Raw genomic sequence first — 16073 nt, forward strand, 5'->3', positions numbered from 1 at the left:
AGCCCAGCTAACGAAGTGCGGCTGGAGTACTAGTCCCACTCCAGCGAGCCGCCGGTGCGGTACTCGGTCACCCGCGTCTCGAAGAAGTTCTTCTCCTTGCGCAGGTCCATCGACTCGCTCATCCAGCCGAACGGGTTGTCGGTCTGCCCGAACAACGGAACGAGCCCGATCTGCTCGGCCCGGCGGTCGGTGATGAACCGCAGGTACTGCGCGCACGACTCGGCCGTCAGCCCCAACATCCCGCGGGGCATCGTGTCGCGGGCGTAGGCGACCTCCAGCTCGTAGGCCTCGTGCAACATCTCCCGGATCTCGGCGACGAACTCCGGCGTCCAGAGGTGCGGGTTCTCGATCTTGATCTGGTTGATGCAGTCGATGCCGAAGTTCAGGTGGATCGACTCGTCGCGCAGGATGTACTGGTACTGCTCGGCGACGCCGACCATCTTGTTCCGCCTGCCCAGGGCCAGGATCTGGGTGAATCCGGTGTAGAACCACATGCCCTCGAACACCACGTAGAAGGCGACGAGGTCGCGCAGGAACGCGCGGTCCGCCTCCGGGGTGCCGGTGACGAAGTCCGGGTCGGAGAGTGCCCGGGTGTGGCGCAGCGCCCACGCGTCCTTGTCGGTGATCGACGGGATCTGCCGGTAGGCGTTGAACAGCTCGCCCTCGTCCAGGCCGAGGCTCTCGCACACGTACTGGAACGTGTGCGTGTGCACGGCCTCCTCGAACGACTGGCGCAGCAGGTACTGGCGGCATTCGGGGTTCGTCAGGTGCCGGTACACGGCGAGCACGATGTTGTTGGCGACCAGGGACTCCGCTGTGGCGAAGAAGCCGAGGTTGCGCACCAGCATCAGCCGCTCGTCGTCGGTCAGCGCGCCGGGGGTGCGCCACAGCGCGATGTCGGCCTGCATGGCGACCTCGGTCGGCATCCAGTGGTTCGCACAGCCGGCCAGGTACTTGTCCCAGGCCCAGTGGTACTTCAGCGGGAGCAACTGGTTGACGTCCGAGCGGGCGTTGATCATGCGCTTGTCGTCGGCGTTGACGGGCGCGGCGCCGCGTTCGATCTCGCCGAGCCCGGTGGTGTTCTCCGAGGTGGTCGTCACTGGCAGGCCTCGCAGTCGGGGTCGTCGATCCGGCACGCGCGGCCGGGGTCGAGATCGGGGGCGGCGACGGTCGCGGCGGGGGAGCCGGCTGGCACCGAGACGACGGCAGCGGGGGCGGCGGCCGGCGCCGTCGGAACGCCCGTGAGCCGGCCGTCGGTGCCCCTGAGCGTGGACTTCTCCACCGACGTCGCGGCCCGGGTGCGCAGGTAGTACGTCGTCTTCAGCCCGCTGCGCCAAGCCAGGCGGTAGAGCTCGTCGAGCGCGCGCCCGCTGGGACCGGCGAGGTAGAGATTCAGCGACTGGGCCTGGTCCAGCCACTTCTGCCGGCGTGCGGCGGCCTCGACCAGCCGGTGCGGGTCGATCTCGAACGCCGTCGCGTAGAGGTCCTTCAGGTCGTCCGGTACACGGTCGATCTCGGCCAGCGACCCGTCGAAGTACTTCAGGTCCGCGACCATCACCTCGTCCCACAGCCCGCGTTCCTTGAGGTCGCGGACCAGGTGCGGGTTGATCACCGTGAAGTCGCCGGACATGTTGGACTTCACGTAGAGGTTGAGGTGGATCGGCTCGATCGACTGTCCGACCCCGCAGATGTTGGAGATCGTCGCGGTGGGCGCGATCGCCAGCACGTTGGAGTTGCGCATGCCCTGCGCGGCGACCTTCTCCCGCAGCGCGGACCAGTCCAAGGTGGACGACCGGTCGACGTCGAGCTCGGTTGCGCCGCGCGCCTGCGCGAGCAGCTCCAGGGAGTCGATCGGCAGGATCCCGCGGCTCCACAGCGACCCGTCGAAGCTGGCGTAGCGGCCGCGTTCGAGCGCCAGGTCCGACGACGCCGAGATGGCGTGGAAGCTCAGCGCCTCGGCGCTGGTGTCCGCGAACGAGACCGCGGCGTCGCTGCCCGGCGCGATCCGCTGCACGAACAGGGCATCGGAGAACCCCATCAGTCCGAGCCCGACGGGCCGGTGGCGCAGGTTGGACCGCCGGGCCTCGGGGATCGTGTAGAAGTTGATGTCCACGACGTTGTCGAGCATCCGCACGGCCGTGGTGACGGTGCGGCGCAGCTTCTCCGCGTCCAGCCCGTCCGCCGTCACGTGTGCGGCGAGGTTGACCGATCCGAGGTCGCAGACCGCCACCTCGCCATTCTCGGCGTCGGCGTCTGTGTTCAGCGTGATCTCGGTGCACAGGTTTGACGAGTGCACGACGCCCGCGTGCTGCTGCGGGCTGCGCAGGTTGCACGGGTCCTTGAACGTGATCCAGGGGTGTCCGGTCTCGAACAGCATGGTCAGCATTCGCCGCCACAGATCGACCGCCCGCACCGTCCGGTGCACCGCGATCTCGCCGCGCCCGGCGGCCGCCTCGTACTCGTTGTAGCGGGCCGCGAACGCGTTCCCGTAGAGGTCGTGCAGGTCCGGCACCTCGTCCGGGGAGAACAGCGTCCAGCTCTCGTCGGCCTCGACGCGGCGGAGGAACTCGTCCGGCACCCAGTTCGCGGTGTTCATGTCGTGGGTGCGGCGCCGGTCGTCGCCGGTGTTCTTGCGCAGGTCGAGGAACTCCTCGACGTCGACGTGCCACGTCTCCAGGTATGCGCAGGCCGCGCCCTTGCGCTTGCCGCCCTGGTTGACCGCGACGGCGGTGTCGCCGGCGATCTTGAGGAACGGGACGACGCCCTGGGAGACGCCGTTCGTGCCGCGGATGTGCGCGCCGAGCCCGCGGACCGGGGTCCAGTCGTTGCCCAGCCCGCCCGAGTACTTGGCCAGCAGCGCGTTGTTCCGGTAGCCCTGGAAGATCGAGTTCAGGTCGTCGTCGACGGTGGTGAGGAAACACGACGAGAGCTGCGGTCGCGTCGTCCCCGAGTTGAACAGCGTCGGCGTCGACGCCATGAAATCGAACGAGGACAGCAGCTCGTAGAACTCGACCGCCCGGGCCTCGCGGTCGATCTCGCGGGCCGCGAGGCCCATCGCGACGCGCAGGAAGAACGCCTGCGGTAGCTCGAAGCGGGTGCCGCGCTCGTGTAGGAAGTAGCGGTCGTAGAGCGTCTGCAGGCCGAGGAAGCCGATCTGCAGATCACGCTCCGGGCGCAGCGCCGCGCTGACCCGATCCAGGTCGAACGTGGCGAGCTCCGGGTCGACGAGACCGGTCGCGATCGCGTGCCTCAGGTAGTCCCGGAAGTAGGACGGGTACCGATCTGCCATCGTTGCCTGGTCCGGGGCCTGCCCGGTGCCGGCGAGGTGTGACACGGCCTCGGCGCGCAACCGGTCCATCAGCAGCCGGGAGGCGACCAGCGAGTAGTCGGGTTCGCGCTCGACGAGCGTGCGCGCCGCCATCACGAGTGCCTGGGCCACCTCGTCGGCGGTGATGCCGTCGTAGACCGTGCGGTCGAGCTCGTCGAGGACCGGGTCGGCGGAGACGTCGGCGATGCCGGTGACGGCCTCGTCGAGCACGGTCCGGACGCGACCGCGGTCCAGTTGGACGCGCGTGCCGTCCGGCTGGGTGACGTGCACGGTGGCGGCCGATGCGGCGGGGGCTTCCCCACCCTCGCCGCGGGCCCGGGCGTGCTCGTCGCGGTAGAGCACATAGGAGCGTGCGACCTTGTGGTGCTCGCCGCGCATCAGCGCCAGCTCGACCTGGTCCTGGATCTGCTCGACGTGCACGGCCGGCGTCGGGTGCCGTCCCAGTGCCGCGACGACCTGGTCGGTCAGCTCGCCGACCAGGTGGCGCAGCCGCGACGAGCTCATGGTGGCGTCCTCGGCCAGGAACGCCTTGGACATGGCCAGTGAGATCTTCGACGCGTCGAACTCCGTCTCGGAGCCGTCGCGGCGGATCACCCGCAGCGTCGCCCGGGATATCGATTCGGGTAAGGCTGGGGGAGCGGTGGTAGCGGTCACGGACCCTCTCCTCGCGAGTCACCGTCGCTCCACGACCGGTGGGGAGGATGGGCGGACACGCGGGCGCGACCGGCCCTGGTGCCCTCCCTCGGGGCCCCGGAGCGGCGCGCACCGACGGTGCGCGCACCGGTGGCAGGTCTTCGGACTCGCGGGCGCCGTACTCGTTCCTACTGGCCGTCGCTTCCCAGGAGCGTGTGCTCCCAGTGCCTGTGACGGCGGTCGTTCCCACTCACCGCTGCGGGGCAGTCCCGGACTCGCACCGGGTTCCCTCTTGCCTCACCGGCCCGTGCGGACCGGTGAACCACCAGCGCAGCGGACACTACATCTGGGGCAGGTGCGCATTCGATACCCCTACACCTCGGGCGTGTCACCTGCAGTGAGCACCAAGGACCTCAGCCGTAGAGAGCCTCGGCGTTGCCCCGCAGAACCGTACGCGCGAGCTCGCCGTCGCCGGTCGCCGCCGTCATCCGCGCGAGCTCGCCCGCCCGGTCGCCCCACGGCTCGTCACTGGCGAACAGCAGGCGGTCGGCGCCGATGCCACGCCGCTCGATCTCGGCGGCCATCCAGCGCGGTGCGAAGCCGATCGCCCAGCTCGTGTCCGTGTAGACCTTCTTCCCCGCCTCGATCCAGTCGAAGAACCGGCTGCCGATCAGCTTGATGTGCCCGCTCATCCCACCGCCGAGATGCACGAGGTGCAGGCGCACGTCGTCGGCGTACCAGTCCACGAGGTTGCCGATCTCGTCCACGTCGGACGCGCCGCCGGGCGAGGTGTGGACGTGCACCGTGAGGTCGAGCTCGCGGGCGGTCGCGAAGATCTGGTCCAGCTGCGGCCGGCAGGCCTCGTCGGACGCCCGGCCACCGAGCAGGAAGCTGATCTTGATTGCCTTCACGCCGGGTTCGCGGGCGAGCGCGAGCGCGGACGTCGTCATCTCGGCGTCCTGCGGCCGCGGTGAGGCCCAGATCCCGGCGCGGATCCGCTCGTCGGTGGCTGCGGCCTCCAGGCAGAGCTCGTTCAGGGCGAACGATGCCGACGCGTCCGGGACCCCGTAGTTCGGGATGGCGAGTGCGAGCTCGGTGCCCTCCGCGTCGAGGTCGTCCTGCAGCATCCGGACGGTTGCCCGAGCGGAGATGTCGGGGTTGACCGGCGGCCCGCCGTAGAACGGGTACGACGGGAGGACTCCGAGGTGGCGGTGGGCGTCATGGGGGCTCGCGCTCATATCTCATAGTGAGCCTTTTTCAACCTGCCGTTCCGGCAGCTCAGGGGCCTGGTTGTGTGGGTGCAGACGCCGAGCTGGCGAGCCGGTGACCTGTGCAGCTGTGGTCAGACCCGAATCCGCGAGTAGGCTATGAGCTGATCTTGGTCGGCCAAAGTTGATGTTGCTTGGGTCGGGAGTTGGGTGGTGGGCAAGCGGGCGGCCCGAGTGTCGCCTCGGGTGGCGGGTTCCTGTGCTGGTCGGGGCCGGTGCGGCCGGGTCAGGACGGAGCGGGCAGGGCGCGGACGCGGGCGAGGACCTCGGCGAGTAGGTGCTCGCCGGGTGGTAGGCGCAGGGTGAGGCCGCGGGCGTGGCGCACGAGGCGGGCGGGGATGGTGATCAGCCGCCGGCGCAGGGTGGCGATCATGGCCTGGCCGCCGCGGACGCCGTGCCCGACCAGGCGCCCGTCGCGGGTGCGGGCGGTGAGGTGGTGCAGCCACCCGCTGGTGGTGGCGGCCAGGAGTGCGCCCCACATCCAGGCTCGGTTCACCGCGAGGTGTCCGGAGGGGAGGTGGCGCAGCGCGGCGCCGTGCTTGGTGTCGCGGAACAGGTTCTCCACCTTCGTGCGGTGGCGGTACCAGTACTCGGCCTGCGCGGCTGCGGCAGGTGTGGAGACGTCGAGGTTGGTCACGATGAACGAGTAGGCGAACACCCCGTCGACCTTGGCCACCGTAGCGAGGTCGTCGAGCGGGAGCGCCCGCTGGGCGGGGTGCAGGGTGCGTCGGCGCCGCGCTCGCGGGTCACCGGAGACCTGGCCGTGGTCCAGGTCGAGCCGGACCCGACGGATCAGCAGCTGGGTCGCTGCGGGCCACCAGTTCGGGCAATAGTCGGCCACCGCGACCTGCGCGCCGGTCATGTCGATCGCGTCGGTCCACCCGTCGGCCGCGACGCCGTCGAGGATGCGCCACAGCGGCGCGATGCGTCGGGCGCCGATGGCGAACTCCACGCCGACGAACAGGGCTGCGCGGGCGAGCTGCCCGGCGAAGTAGCCCGCGTCCGCACGCACGCGGACTCGCCCCGCCCGCGCCTGCGCGGGGAGCGCGGCCAGCGCCCGGTAGAACAGCTCGGCGCTGGTGGCGCGGGGGTCATCCCGGCCCGAACCGAGGTCAGCGGCCAGCACCACCGCGGTGTCGGCCCAGGTCGCGACGTGCGGGCGGGCGACCCGCTGGCCTTGGTGGTTGAACGCCACGCCCTGCTTGAGCCGGCCGTAAACCTCGACATCGGTGGTGTCCAGATCGATCGTCACGTCCGCCGTCAGCTGCTCGGCCCGGTCCGGGTCGACCTGGGCGAGCAGGTCCAGCGCGGTGGTGTGCACGTCACCGAGCCCGGTCTCCACCGCCGCCCACTGCCCCTCGATGAACTTGCGCGCGAGCCCGGCGGCGGTCGTGGACGCCAACCCCGGCACCGGCGTGAGTGCCTGCCCGGCGGTGTCGGCGCGGTGCCGGTCCAGCCCGACCAGGAAGTCCTCCCCGCACAGCTGCGCCGCCGACATGCCGACCAGCATCTGCCCGGCGCTGCACCCGCGGTCGCGGTCCTTGATGGGCCCGACCGCGGCGTCGAGCTTGTCGATGATCCCGAGCCGGTCGATCAGTTCGGTCACCGCGGCCAGCCCGGAGAACCTGGTCAGCGCCGCGTCCGGCGCGCCGAGACGCACCCGCGCACACCGCGGGCGTCGCTTGCGTACTGTTCGCACCTGATAGGTGTCCTCTCAACCCGCAATGTCGTGTCGTCGCAAACACGATCATCGCAGGTCAGCGGGCACCTATCGCCATCTCCCCAGTCCGGACACCAGCGCTACTCGCGGATTCGGGTCAGAGCAGTTGCGCTGCAACCTTCGCGATCTCCTGACGCAGAAGCTCGCTGGTCAGGTTGAAAAAGGCTCAGTGAATCACGTTGACTATAATGCTTGCTAGCTTCTTCAGTTGAGAATATGTACGGTCGGGACGTGGTGCGGAGGGCTCTCGACGTCGTCGTGTACGCCGACGTGTCGGTGCCGTATCTGGACGCCGATGTCCGCTGCGCCGTCTCCGACCTGCTCGGCGACGTCTGGGACCCGGCGGCGTTCCGTTCCGGTTCGACGCTGGCGACCGCGTCCGTGCGAGGTGAGGTCGTCGGGTGCGCCCTGACCCGGCACTCACCGGCGGAACGGCCGGTTCGCGCGTCGCCCGGCCTGCGGGCGCTGGGCCCGGACCGCTACCAGGAGTGGCTCGCGGGCTGCCCCGAGCTCGCCGGTGTTGCCGTGTCCGTCGGACACCGCTCGTCGGGTGTCGGGTCCGTCGTCGTCGACGCCGTGCTCACACCGGCCCGCCCGCGCGGCGGGTGGACAGACCTGTGCGGTCGCGACCTCGCCGGTGCCGGGCCGTGGTTGCGACGCAGGGGATGGGTGGTCGCCGCCGCAGACCGGGACGGTGCCGGAGCCGTCCTGCTCGCTCCCCGGCACCCGGCCGCCACCGTCGCGGACCGCCGAGGGGCGTCCCGCGGTCCGCTCACGGAGCCAGGACGAGGGCGACCGCACCGAACGTGAGCATCACCATCGACGCCAGCATCGGGTACTGGACGCGCAGCGCGACTCCGGCCGGGAACCGCCGCAGGGCCCGTTCGTGGGCGGCGACCGCGGCCACGACGTGTCCCGCGACGATCGCGCCCAGCTGCACGGCGGCGATCGCACCCACTCCGACGACGGTGTAGTCGACGGCGCGTCCGGCGGTCCCGAACAGATCGGCGCCCGTTCCGAACGGGTCACTGACCAGCACGAACGGCAGCTGGCCGTCGAAGACCAGCAGGGAGAAGTAGTGGGCGACGGCGTAGCCGGCGGCGATGGGTACCAGCGTATGGGCGAACGTCACCGGCACCGCGGAACGACCCCGCCACGTCCCCGCGAGGTACAGCGCGACGACCGCGACGAGCACGGCGACCAGCCCGACCGTGCCCCAGACCGGTGACTGCGGAACCGCCTCCGACCACAGCGACGAGCGGGACAGACCGTCGAAGCCGGTGATCCCGATGAGGACGAGGACCACCGCGACGAGGCCGGGGCGCGGGCGGACGGCCTCCAGCCCGTCGAGCGGGTTACGCAGCACCATGACGTCGTCGGCACGGCGCCCGACCGGCGCGAGCGACCCCAGCAGCTCGGACCAGACCTCGAAGCCGTCACCACGATCGAACCACCGCGCGCCGAACACGAACGCCGCGCCGGTCTGGAGCACCGCGTACCCGGTGAGGACCCACGCCACGACGCGAGGATCCGACGGGTCGGGATGCACCAGCTCCAGCCACCCGAACGCGGCCAGCGACACCGCGGCGGGCCACAGACCGACCCGGTCGGGCAGATCCCGCACCCCTCGCTCCCGGTCGACCCGCGCCAGCCGCGCGACGATCGCGTGCAGGGCACGCAGCGGGTTCACGACCCGCCACACCGGCCCGAGCAGCAGGCTCGCCGGCACGAGCCCGACCCAGAACGTCACGTACAGGACCCACGGCGCGAGGTTGTCCGGCGTCTCGGCCGGACCGGCGAAGCCGACCACGACGACGCCGAGCGCGAGTGCGCTGACCACCGCGCGCAGGACCCCGCGCAGCACCGCGGAGCTCAGTGCCGACGCCACCGGGCGCGGCAACGGTCGTCCGCCGTCGGCGCCGTGCAGCCGTGGGGTGCGCCAGGTCGCCCCGAGCAGGGCGAACGTCGCGACCAGGACGACGGCGCCGGCGAGGGCGGCGTACTGGGCGGGAACCGGGAGGTCGCCGCGGGTCCCGACGCCGTGGGCGAGAGCGTTCACCGCACCTGGAGCGTGGCGAGCTGCGCGCCCGAGGAGTGCAGCTCGAACTCGAACTCGCCCGGAATGTCGGCGGTGAGGTCGATCGTCGCCGGGACACCGGGCGCGAGCCGGACCTCACGGTCGTAGCCGTGCAGGTGCGCCTCCTCGGCGACGTCGCTCGTCACCTCGAGCCGCACCGTCTCGCCCCGGGTGACGGAGACGGTGCCGGTGTCGCCGCTCGCCCGCCCTCCGCTGTACGCGATCCGGACGACGCGGGCCTCCGGCTGCGGGACCGCGGACGTCGTGGCGGGGGTCGACGGCGCGGCGGCGGACGTCGCGGCCGCCGGGGCCGGAGCGGCGGCGCACCCCGCTCCCGTCAGGACGGTGAGGCTGCCGGCGACGGCGAGGACCGCCGCGCGGACGGAACGCGACGGCCGGGGAACGGGCGGGGTCAACGGGGGTCCTCGATCGGTCGCAGGGACAGGTCGTCGTCGGGGGTCATGGCCCGCAGGACCGCGAAGCCGGTCAGGAACAGGCCGGCACCGATCCCGACGGCCAGTGCGGTGGACACCCGGTCCACGGTCGGCGGCCAGCCGTAAGGGAGGACGGCCCGGGCGAAGCTGCTCGTGTCGAACGCCGTCACCAGGGCCAGGATCGTGCCCCCGACCGAGCAGAGCAGCAGCCCCCACGGTGTGCGCCACAGCGTCAGGACCGCCCCGACCAGGACCGCCGCCCATGCGCCGAGCCCGATCCCGGCCGTCCCGAGCACGGTCGGCCAGTACGGCTCGTCCACCGGCACCAGCGCCGATCCCAGCGCGTGCACCACGTGCGCGGCGACCGCGAGGACCGCGACCGCTCCGACGGCCGGGGCGAGCGCGGCCCGGCGTACCGCCGCCGAACCGAGCGCGGCGGCGCCCACGGCGAGCGCGAGCGTGAGCGACCACCAGCCGGCGGTCGACGGGGGAGCCGGCCAGGTCGTCTCCCCGCGGACCTCGACACGGTCGGACCCGACGAGCAACGGGACCGACCAGGCCGCGGCCCGGCCGTCGGCCGGACGCTCGGCGGACGCCGCGGCCACCCGTCGGTCCGCCCAGTGTCCGCGCTCACCCGGCGGCACGGTCGGCTCCTCCGCGAGCGCGAGACCGTCCGGCGGGAGGACCCGTACCGGTATCCCGGTCGCGTTGACGACGCCGAGCCGTGCCCCGCCCTCGACCGCGGCGACCGACAGCCCCGGGACCGGTGGCTCGACGGCCACAACCCGTGGGAGGAATGCCTCGGCCGACAACCCGTCGCTGTGCGCGAACGCCGTCCCCGCGCCGACCAGGAGCAGGGTCGCGACGCAGGCCAGCAGGCGGAGCGCTCGGGTCATCGTCCGTTCTCGACGGTCGCCGGGTGGTCGGGCAGGTGGTGGTCGGGAAGATGGTCGAGCAAGGCGGCGGTGCTCTCGTCGATCACGCGGTAGAGGTGCGACCGACCCTCGGGCACCATCGCGACGATGTGCTGGAACCGCAGCACCCGCAGCGCCTGCGACACGGTGGTGGGCTTGAGGCCGGTCGCCTGCGAGAGGTCGTTGACCGCGATCGGCCCCCGCCGGTGCATGAGCAGCAGGAGGCTGAGCCGACTCGGATCGCCCAGCATCGCGAACCGGTCCGACCACTCGTGCACGTACTCCGGGTGAGCCACGCCGGGGTCAGACGCTCGTGGCGCGCTCCCGGGCCACCGCGCCGGCGCGTCGCACGCTGCCGTCGACGAGGGCACCGAACAGCAGGCCGATCACCATCCACAACACGAGGTGGATGCCCAGCGAGGCCAACCGGAAGTCGTAGAGGACGACGGCGGGGAAGTCCGCCGGGGTCTCGGCGATCGTGGGCAGCAGCGCGCCGATAACGCTGATCACCACGACGTAGCCGAGCCCGGCGAGCAGGACGCCGTTCCAGGAGCCGAACCGTGCGACCAGACGCCGCCCGATCGCCGCCGCCGCGACGGCGACCACCACCGAGAACGCCACCATCAGGACGTAGGTGCCGGTCCGCAGGCCGATCGTGTCGTCCGCGCTGGAGGCCGGCGGGTTGGCCGGGTACTTTAGGAACGGTACGAGGATCACGACCAGGAACCCGACCAGCGCCAGCACGGCCGAGGTGGCACGCGGGGTCAGGCGCCCGATCCGCCCGTACACCGCGGCGTACACCAGCGCGAAGATCCCGCCGATGGCAAGACCGTAGATCAGGATCCCGACGCCGAGCCCGATCGTGCTCTGGACCGTGCGGCTGACCATCGGTTCCTCGGCGGCCTCGCCGGATGCGGCGGCGAGCATGTCCTCGTAGGCGATGCCGCCGTCGAGGGCGGGCTCGCCGACCAGATAGGCGAACACCCACGCGAAGACCGCCGCGGCGGCGCCGGCGAGCATGCCGCGGATCAGCAACGTCCTGACCATGTCGGTCCGATTCTCCTGTTCGTGCGTCGGTCTAGTGGCAGGGGAAGGCGAGCATGTGGCGGCCGTCGTGGACGAACTCGTGGATCATTTCGCCGGAGAACACCGACGTGGCGCCCTGATCCATGCCGACCAGGTAGAGCAGTGCCAGCAGGATCACACCGGCGAACACCGCCCACGGCAGCAGCTCGCGGAGCCCGACGACCGGGATGGACGGGGTGGAGGGGATGGCGGCCTGGGTCACGAGCTTCTCCGGAACCTAGGGCGTGTCTCCTAACCCTGGTGATTCACGGAGCTGCGGATTGACCGCGTGATGGGCCTGTCTCGTGATCGGTGTTTCGGCGTCGTTGCTCAGTAGGTCTCGGCTCCCGGCCAGCGGTCACCGAACGTGATGGCGAACGCGTTGATCACGGGCTTCCAACGCATCGTCCACCTCGTGCGGCCCGTCCCGGTCGGGTCCAGGCTGCGAGTCACAAGATACAAGCATTTCATCGCAGCCTGCTCAGTGGGGAAATGACCACGCGCCCGCACCGCGCGCCGGTAGCGGGCGTTAAGCGATTCGATCGCATTCGTAGAGCAGATCACCCTTCGAATCTCGACGTCGTAGTCCAAGAACGGCACGAACTCTTCCCACGCGTTGCGCCATAGCCGGATCATCGCCGCGTACTTACGGCCCCATTTCTCGTCGAGCTCATCCATAGCGATAAGTGCTGCATTCGGGTTGGGCGCGGCATAGATTGGTTTGATGTCGCGCTTCACCGCGTCCCAGTCCTGTCGACCCACCAGCCGGAAAGTGTTTCGGATCAGGTGCACGACGCAGGTTTGGACAATGGTTTGCGGCCACACGTTGGCCACGACCTCCGGGAGTCCTTTGAGGCCGTCGCAGACCAGGAACAGCACGTCACGCACGCCGCGGTTCTTCAGGTCGACCAGCACGCTCATCCAGAACTTCGCGCCCTCACTGCCGACGCCCATCCACAGCCCCAGCACGTCCTTGCAGCCGTCCACGGTGACGCCGATGGCTGCGTAGACCGGCCGGTTGGCGACCTGCCCGTCCCGGACCTTGACGTGGACAGCGTCGATGAACACCGCGGCGTACACCGAATCCAACGGCCGACCAACCCAGTCATTCATCTCGGCGACGACCTTGTCGGTGATCCGCGAGACCGTCTCCTTCGATACTGACGCCCCATAGATGTCAGCGAAATGTGCGGAAACCTCCCCGGTCGTCATCCCTTTCGCATACAGCGACAGTACGACCTCGTCGACATCTGTGAGGCGCCGCTGACGCTTCTTCACGATCTGCGGCTCGAAAGTGCTGGCCCTGTCTCTCGGAACGTCGATCTCCACGTCACCCGCGGCATCCGAGAGAACCGTCTTCGAGCGGGACCCGTTCCGCACGTTGGTGGATTCCCGGCCGGGGTCGGCCCGGTTCTTGTCGTGCCCGAGGTGCTCGGTCATCTCCTCGTTCAGCGCCGTTTCCAGAACATTCTTGGTAAAGAGCTTCAACAGGCCGTCCGGGCCGGTCAACGCCAGCCCGCGCGCCTTCGCCTCGGCCACCATCGCCGCCGCAGCGGCCCGCTCCGCCGACGCCTGCCGAGCAGGCTTCGGGTCACCCTCGCTTGGATCCACAAGGTCCGATGTCATCACTGTCCGTGCCCATCTCGCCGGACCTCAGCCCGGCGTGTCGGGCCGAAAACACCGATCTTGAAACAGTCCCAGATCAGAACATATGAAGAATTGGTCAGACGAAGGATGCGTGGTCGTCCGAGCCGTGTCAATCCTCAGGATCGGGTACCGCCGAGGGTGCGCGGGAGCCGGTCGTCGACGGTGGGGACGTCTCGCATCGCCTTGCCCGCGTACACCGCGACCGGACGGATGAGGACGTTGTCCGACGCCTGCTCGATCACGTGGGCGGCCCAGCCGCTGATCCGTGCCATGACGAACAGCGGGGTGAACATGCAGGTGTCGAAGCCCATCAGGTGGTAGAGCGGGCCGGAGGTGTAGTCGAGGTTCGGGCGCAGGCCCTTCTCGCGCAGCATCGCGCCGGCGAGCACCTCGTAGAAGCCGAGCAGCTCGCGTCCGTCGCGCAGTTCCACGACCCGGCGCAGGTGCGCGTGCAGTGTGGGGACGCGCGAGTCGCCCCGCTTGTACACCCGATGTCCGAACCCCATCACCTTGTGACCCTGGGGGAGACGTGCGGCGAGCCACTCGTCGACGTCGTCCGGGTCGCCGATCTCGACGAACTGCTCCATGACGGCCTGGTTGGCCCCGCCGTGCAGCGCACCCTTCAGCGCCCCGATGCCGGCGACGACGGCGCTGTGCAGGTCCGACCGGGTCGACGTGACCACCCGGGCGGCGAACGTCGAGGCGTTGAAGCTGTGCTCGGCGAACAGGATCAGCGAGACCTCGAACGCGCGCACGACGTCGGCCTCGGGGACCTCGCCGAACGTCATGTGGAAGAAGTTCTCGACGAAGCCGAGGTCGTCGCGCGGGGCGATCGGGGCCTGCCCGCGCCGCCGCCGCTGGTCGGACGCGATGATCGTCGGGAGCACCGCGAGCAGGCGGACCGCCTTCTCCGCGCCGGCCTCCGGCGACGGGTCGGCGCTCGTCGGGTCGCACGCGCCGAGCCAGCTCACGGCGGTCCGCAGCACGTCCATCGGATGGCAGTCCAGCGGCAGCGAGGCGAGCAGCGCCTCCAGCGCCGGGTCGATGCCGCGCAGCGCGCGCACCGCGCGGTCGAGCTCGGCGAGCTCGACCGGGGCGGGCAGCTCGCCGACCAGGAGCAGGTGCACGACGTCCAGGAACGAGTGCCCCCGGGCGAGGTCGCGCGCGGAGTATCCGCGGTAGAGCAGCACGTTGTGAGCCGGGTCGACGTCGGAGACGGTGGTCGCGTCGGCGACGACGTCGACCAGCCCACGGTTCGGATTCTCGGTCATCGGTACTCCTGGAGAACGAGGCCGGCGGACCGGCGGCCGGTCACCACGGGCGACCGTGGCGACGTGGACGGGTGGATCACGGCGTCCATGCCGATGCGGGCGAGCTGGTCGAGCGTCGGCAGGCCGGTTCCGTGCTGGACCGCTTTGGTGTCGGCCAGCAGCGGCACGTCCAGTGCTGCCCGGAACGCGAGGTAGGACGCGGTCGTCTCGGGTTCGTCGACGACGACGATGTCGGCGCCGGCGTCCGCGCAGGCCCGGGCCCGGTCGATCGTGTCGACGAGGCGGCCGTCCGCCGGGGCGACCACACGGACGCCGATCAGGAAGTGCTCGTCCCGGCGGGCCCCGGCCGCGGCCCCGATGCACGCGACGACGTCGTCGGTCGAGGAGCTGGCGGGATCACCCGCGACGGGACGGTCGTCGACGTGGATGCCCGCGGCCCCCGCCCGCTCGAACGCCTCGACCGTCGTGCGCGGGTCGCCCCCGGCATCCGGCGGCCCGACGTCGACCAGCACCGGAAGGGGCGCGGCCCGCGCGATCCGGGCCGTATGCCCCGCGAGCTCGTCGGGCGTCTCCGCGCCGGCGGCGAGGGCGGCCCACGAGAGGTGGACCCCGTCGAGACCCCGCGCCGCCGCGAGCACGGCGTCCGACGGCGTGAGCACGGCCTGGAAGCGCAGCGGGCGGTCGTCGGGCCGCCGTGTCAGCGACGCCCGGAGCCCCAGCCGCAGGCGGACCGGGTCGACGTCACCGGAGAGCATGTCGCCCCCGCGCCGGCCCCCGGGTCACGACGCCACCCGTTGCGTGGGGTAGCCGTGGAACCCGCGACCGGTCTTGCGGCCGAGCAGGCCCGCCTGCACCATCCGGCGCAGCAGCGGCGGGGGCGCGAACAGCGGCTCACGGTCCTCGGCGTACATCGACTCCGCGATCGCGGCGACGGTGTCCAGCCCGATCAGGTCGGCCAGCTCCAGCGGGCCCATCGGGTGGGCGCAGCCCGCCTTCATCCCGGTGTCGACGTCGGCGGGGGTCGCCCGTCCGGTCTCGACCATGCGGATCGCGCCGAGCAGGTACGGCACGAGCAGTGCGTTCACGATGAAGCCCGAGCGGTCGGCCGCCCGGATCGTCTGCTTGCCGAGTGTCGTGGTCACGAACGTCTCGACGGTGTCCCGGGTCCTCGGTGACGTGGTCGGCGAGGCGATCACCTCGACCAGTGGCATGACGGGGACCGGGTTGAAGAAGTGCAGGCCGATCACGTGGCCCGGGCGGTCGGTGGCCTGGGCCAGTCTCATGATCGGGATGGAACTGGTGTTCGACGCGATGATCCCCGACGGGTCGGCCAGCACCTTGTCGATGCCGGCGATCACCTCGCACTTCGCCAGTTCCTCCTCGGTCACCGCCTCGACGACGAGCTGACGGTCGGCCAGCTCTCCGAGGTCGTCGGCGAAACGGAGGCGGGCCACGGCGTCCTCGTGCCCGGCCGCGGAGAGCCTGCCCCGCTGCTCGGCCCGGTCGAGTGACCCGAGGACCGCGGCCCGTCCACGATCCATCGCCTCCCGTCCCTGCTCGACGACCAGGACGTCGCACCCGGCGCGGGCGCACACTTCGGCGATGCCCGCGCCCATCTGTCCGGCGCCGACGACGCCGATCCGCTCGATCTCGCTCACGGGGTTCCTCCGGGCTGTGGGGGGAGCCGCGCCGCCGATCCGGCGGCCCGGCCCGGGG

Annotated in this window: 15 protein-coding genes and 1 riboswitch; of the genes, 1 reads left to right on the forward strand and 14 read right to left on the reverse strand. The window is 71.0% G+C overall.

The annotated features are described in order from the left end of the window. Positions 1–29: 29 nt before the first annotated feature. From XF36_RS04420 to XF36_RS04435, 4 genes are all read right to left on the reverse strand, one after another. On the reverse strand, positions 30–1100 hold the full coding sequence (locus XF36_RS04420; RefSeq protein ID WP_082375157.1) for a ribonucleotide-diphosphate reductase subunit beta: 1071 nt from the start codon (positions 1098–1100) through the stop codon (positions 30–32). After that, the gene (locus XF36_RS04425; protein ID WP_082375158.1) at positions 1097–3982 is read right to left on the reverse strand and encodes a ribonucleoside-diphosphate reductase subunit alpha; all 2886 of its coding nucleotides are present in this window, start codon (positions 3980–3982) and stop codon (positions 1097–1099) included. The genes XF36_RS04420 and XF36_RS04425 overlap by 4 nt, the downstream gene beginning before the upstream one ends. A gap of 114 nt (positions 3983–4096) precedes the next feature. Then, positions 4097–4303: riboswitch (cobalamin riboswitch) on the reverse strand. A gap of 71 nt (positions 4304–4374) precedes the next feature. Next, positions 4375–5199, reverse strand: a complete 825-nt coding sequence (locus XF36_RS04430; RefSeq protein WP_060710993.1) for an amidohydrolase family protein — start codon at positions 5197–5199, stop codon at positions 4375–4377. A gap of 256 nt (positions 5200–5455) precedes the next feature. Beyond that, a complete protein-coding gene (locus XF36_RS04435) occupies positions 5456–6889 on the reverse strand; it encodes an IS1380 family transposase (protein ID WP_060710862.1) in 1434 nt (477 codons plus the stop codon). A gap of 291 nt (positions 6890–7180) precedes the next feature. Here XF36_RS04435 and XF36_RS04440 point away from each other — a divergent pair, with 291 nt between their 5' ends. Beyond that, positions 7181–7759 (forward strand): hypothetical protein, encoded by a 579-nt coding sequence (locus tag XF36_RS04440; protein WP_145981256.1) that lies wholly within the window; start codon positions 7181–7183, stop codon positions 7757–7759. On the opposite strand, the gene XF36_RS04445 is transcribed toward XF36_RS04440, so the two are convergent. From XF36_RS04445 to XF36_RS04490, 10 genes are all read right to left on the reverse strand, one after another. Beyond that, on the reverse strand, positions 7722–9008 hold the full coding sequence (locus tag XF36_RS04445; RefSeq protein WP_060710995.1) for a hypothetical protein: 1287 nt from the start codon (positions 9006–9008) through the stop codon (positions 7722–7724). The two genes, XF36_RS04440 and XF36_RS04445, sit on opposite strands and share 38 nt — an antisense overlap. Then, a complete protein-coding gene (locus XF36_RS04450; RefSeq protein ID WP_060710996.1) occupies positions 9005–9442 on the reverse strand; it encodes a hypothetical protein in 438 nt (145 codons plus the stop codon). Before XF36_RS04450 ends, XF36_RS04445 begins: the two co-directional genes overlap by 4 nt. Further along, positions 9439–10356: a hypothetical protein gene (locus XF36_RS04455; RefSeq protein ID WP_060710997.1), complete on the reverse strand. Its 918-nt coding sequence runs from the start codon at positions 10354–10356 to the stop codon at positions 9439–9441. The genes XF36_RS04450 and XF36_RS04455 overlap by 4 nt, the downstream gene beginning before the upstream one ends. Then, positions 10353–10670 carry an ArsR/SmtB family transcription factor gene (locus XF36_RS04460; RefSeq protein WP_060710998.1) on the reverse strand — a complete coding sequence of 106 codons (318 nt, stop codon included), beginning with the start codon at positions 10668–10670 and terminating at the stop codon, positions 10353–10355. Before XF36_RS04460 ends, XF36_RS04455 begins: the two co-directional genes overlap by 4 nt. Before the next feature lie 7 nt (positions 10671–10677). Next, positions 10678–11421 (reverse strand): CbtA family protein, encoded by a 744-nt coding sequence (locus XF36_RS04465; RefSeq protein WP_060710999.1) that lies wholly within the window; start codon positions 11419–11421, stop codon positions 10678–10680. A gap of 31 nt (positions 11422–11452) precedes the next feature. Then, positions 11453–11662, reverse strand: coding sequence for a CbtB domain-containing protein (locus XF36_RS04470; RefSeq protein ID WP_060711000.1), 210 nt, complete (start codon positions 11660–11662; stop codon positions 11453–11455). Between the two features lie 107 nt (positions 11663–11769). Next, the gene (locus XF36_RS04475) at positions 11770–12981 is read right to left on the reverse strand and encodes an IS256 family transposase (protein ID WP_238589343.1); all 1212 of its coding nucleotides are present in this window, start codon (positions 12979–12981) and stop codon (positions 11770–11772) included. A gap of 221 nt (positions 12982–13202) precedes the next feature. Continuing rightward, on the reverse strand, positions 13203–14357 hold the full coding sequence (locus tag XF36_RS04480) for a bifunctional 2-methylcitrate synthase/citrate synthase (protein WP_060711001.1): 1155 nt from the start codon (positions 14355–14357) through the stop codon (positions 13203–13205). Then, complete coding sequence (locus XF36_RS04485) at positions 14354–15112, reverse strand: isocitrate lyase/phosphoenolpyruvate mutase family protein (protein ID WP_060711002.1); 759 nt, start codon at positions 15110–15112, stop codon at positions 14354–14356. Before XF36_RS04485 ends, XF36_RS04480 begins: the two co-directional genes overlap by 4 nt. 24 nt (positions 15113–15136) lie before the next feature. Then, on the reverse strand, positions 15137–16015 hold the full coding sequence (locus tag XF36_RS04490) for a 3-hydroxybutyryl-CoA dehydrogenase (RefSeq protein WP_168169457.1): 879 nt from the start codon (positions 16013–16015) through the stop codon (positions 15137–15139). Positions 16016–16073: the final 58 nt, after the last annotated feature.

It is taken from the genome of Pseudonocardia sp. HH130629-09 (assembly GCF_001294645.1).
Lineage (GTDB): Bacteria > Actinomycetota > Actinomycetes > Mycobacteriales > Pseudonocardiaceae > Pseudonocardia.

Bases quoted from the DNA above. Each gene is read 5' to 3' on its own strand.
- XF36_RS04430 (WP_060710993.1), bottom strand. From the start codon at position 5,199: ATGAGCGCGAGCCCCCATGACGCCCACCGCCACCTCGGAGTCCTCCCG.
- XF36_RS04455 (WP_060710997.1), bottom strand. From the start codon at position 10,356: ATGACCCGAGCGCTCCGCCTGCTGGCCTGCGTCGCGACCCTGCTCCTG.
- XF36_RS04465 (WP_060710999.1), bottom strand. From the start codon at position 11,421: ATGGTCAGGACGTTGCTGATCCGCGGCATGCTCGCCGGCGCCGCCGCG.
- XF36_RS04475 (WP_238589343.1), bottom strand. From the start codon at position 12,981: ATGGTGGCCGAGGCGAAGGCGCGCGGGCTGGCGTTGACCGGCCCGGAC.
- XF36_RS04480 (WP_060711001.1), bottom strand. From the start codon at position 14,357: ATGACCGAGAATCCGAACCGTGGGCTGGTCGACGTCGTCGCCGACGCG.
- XF36_RS04485 (WP_060711002.1), bottom strand. From the start codon at position 15,112: ATGCTCTCCGGTGACGTCGACCCGGTCCGCCTGCGGCTGGGGCTCCGG.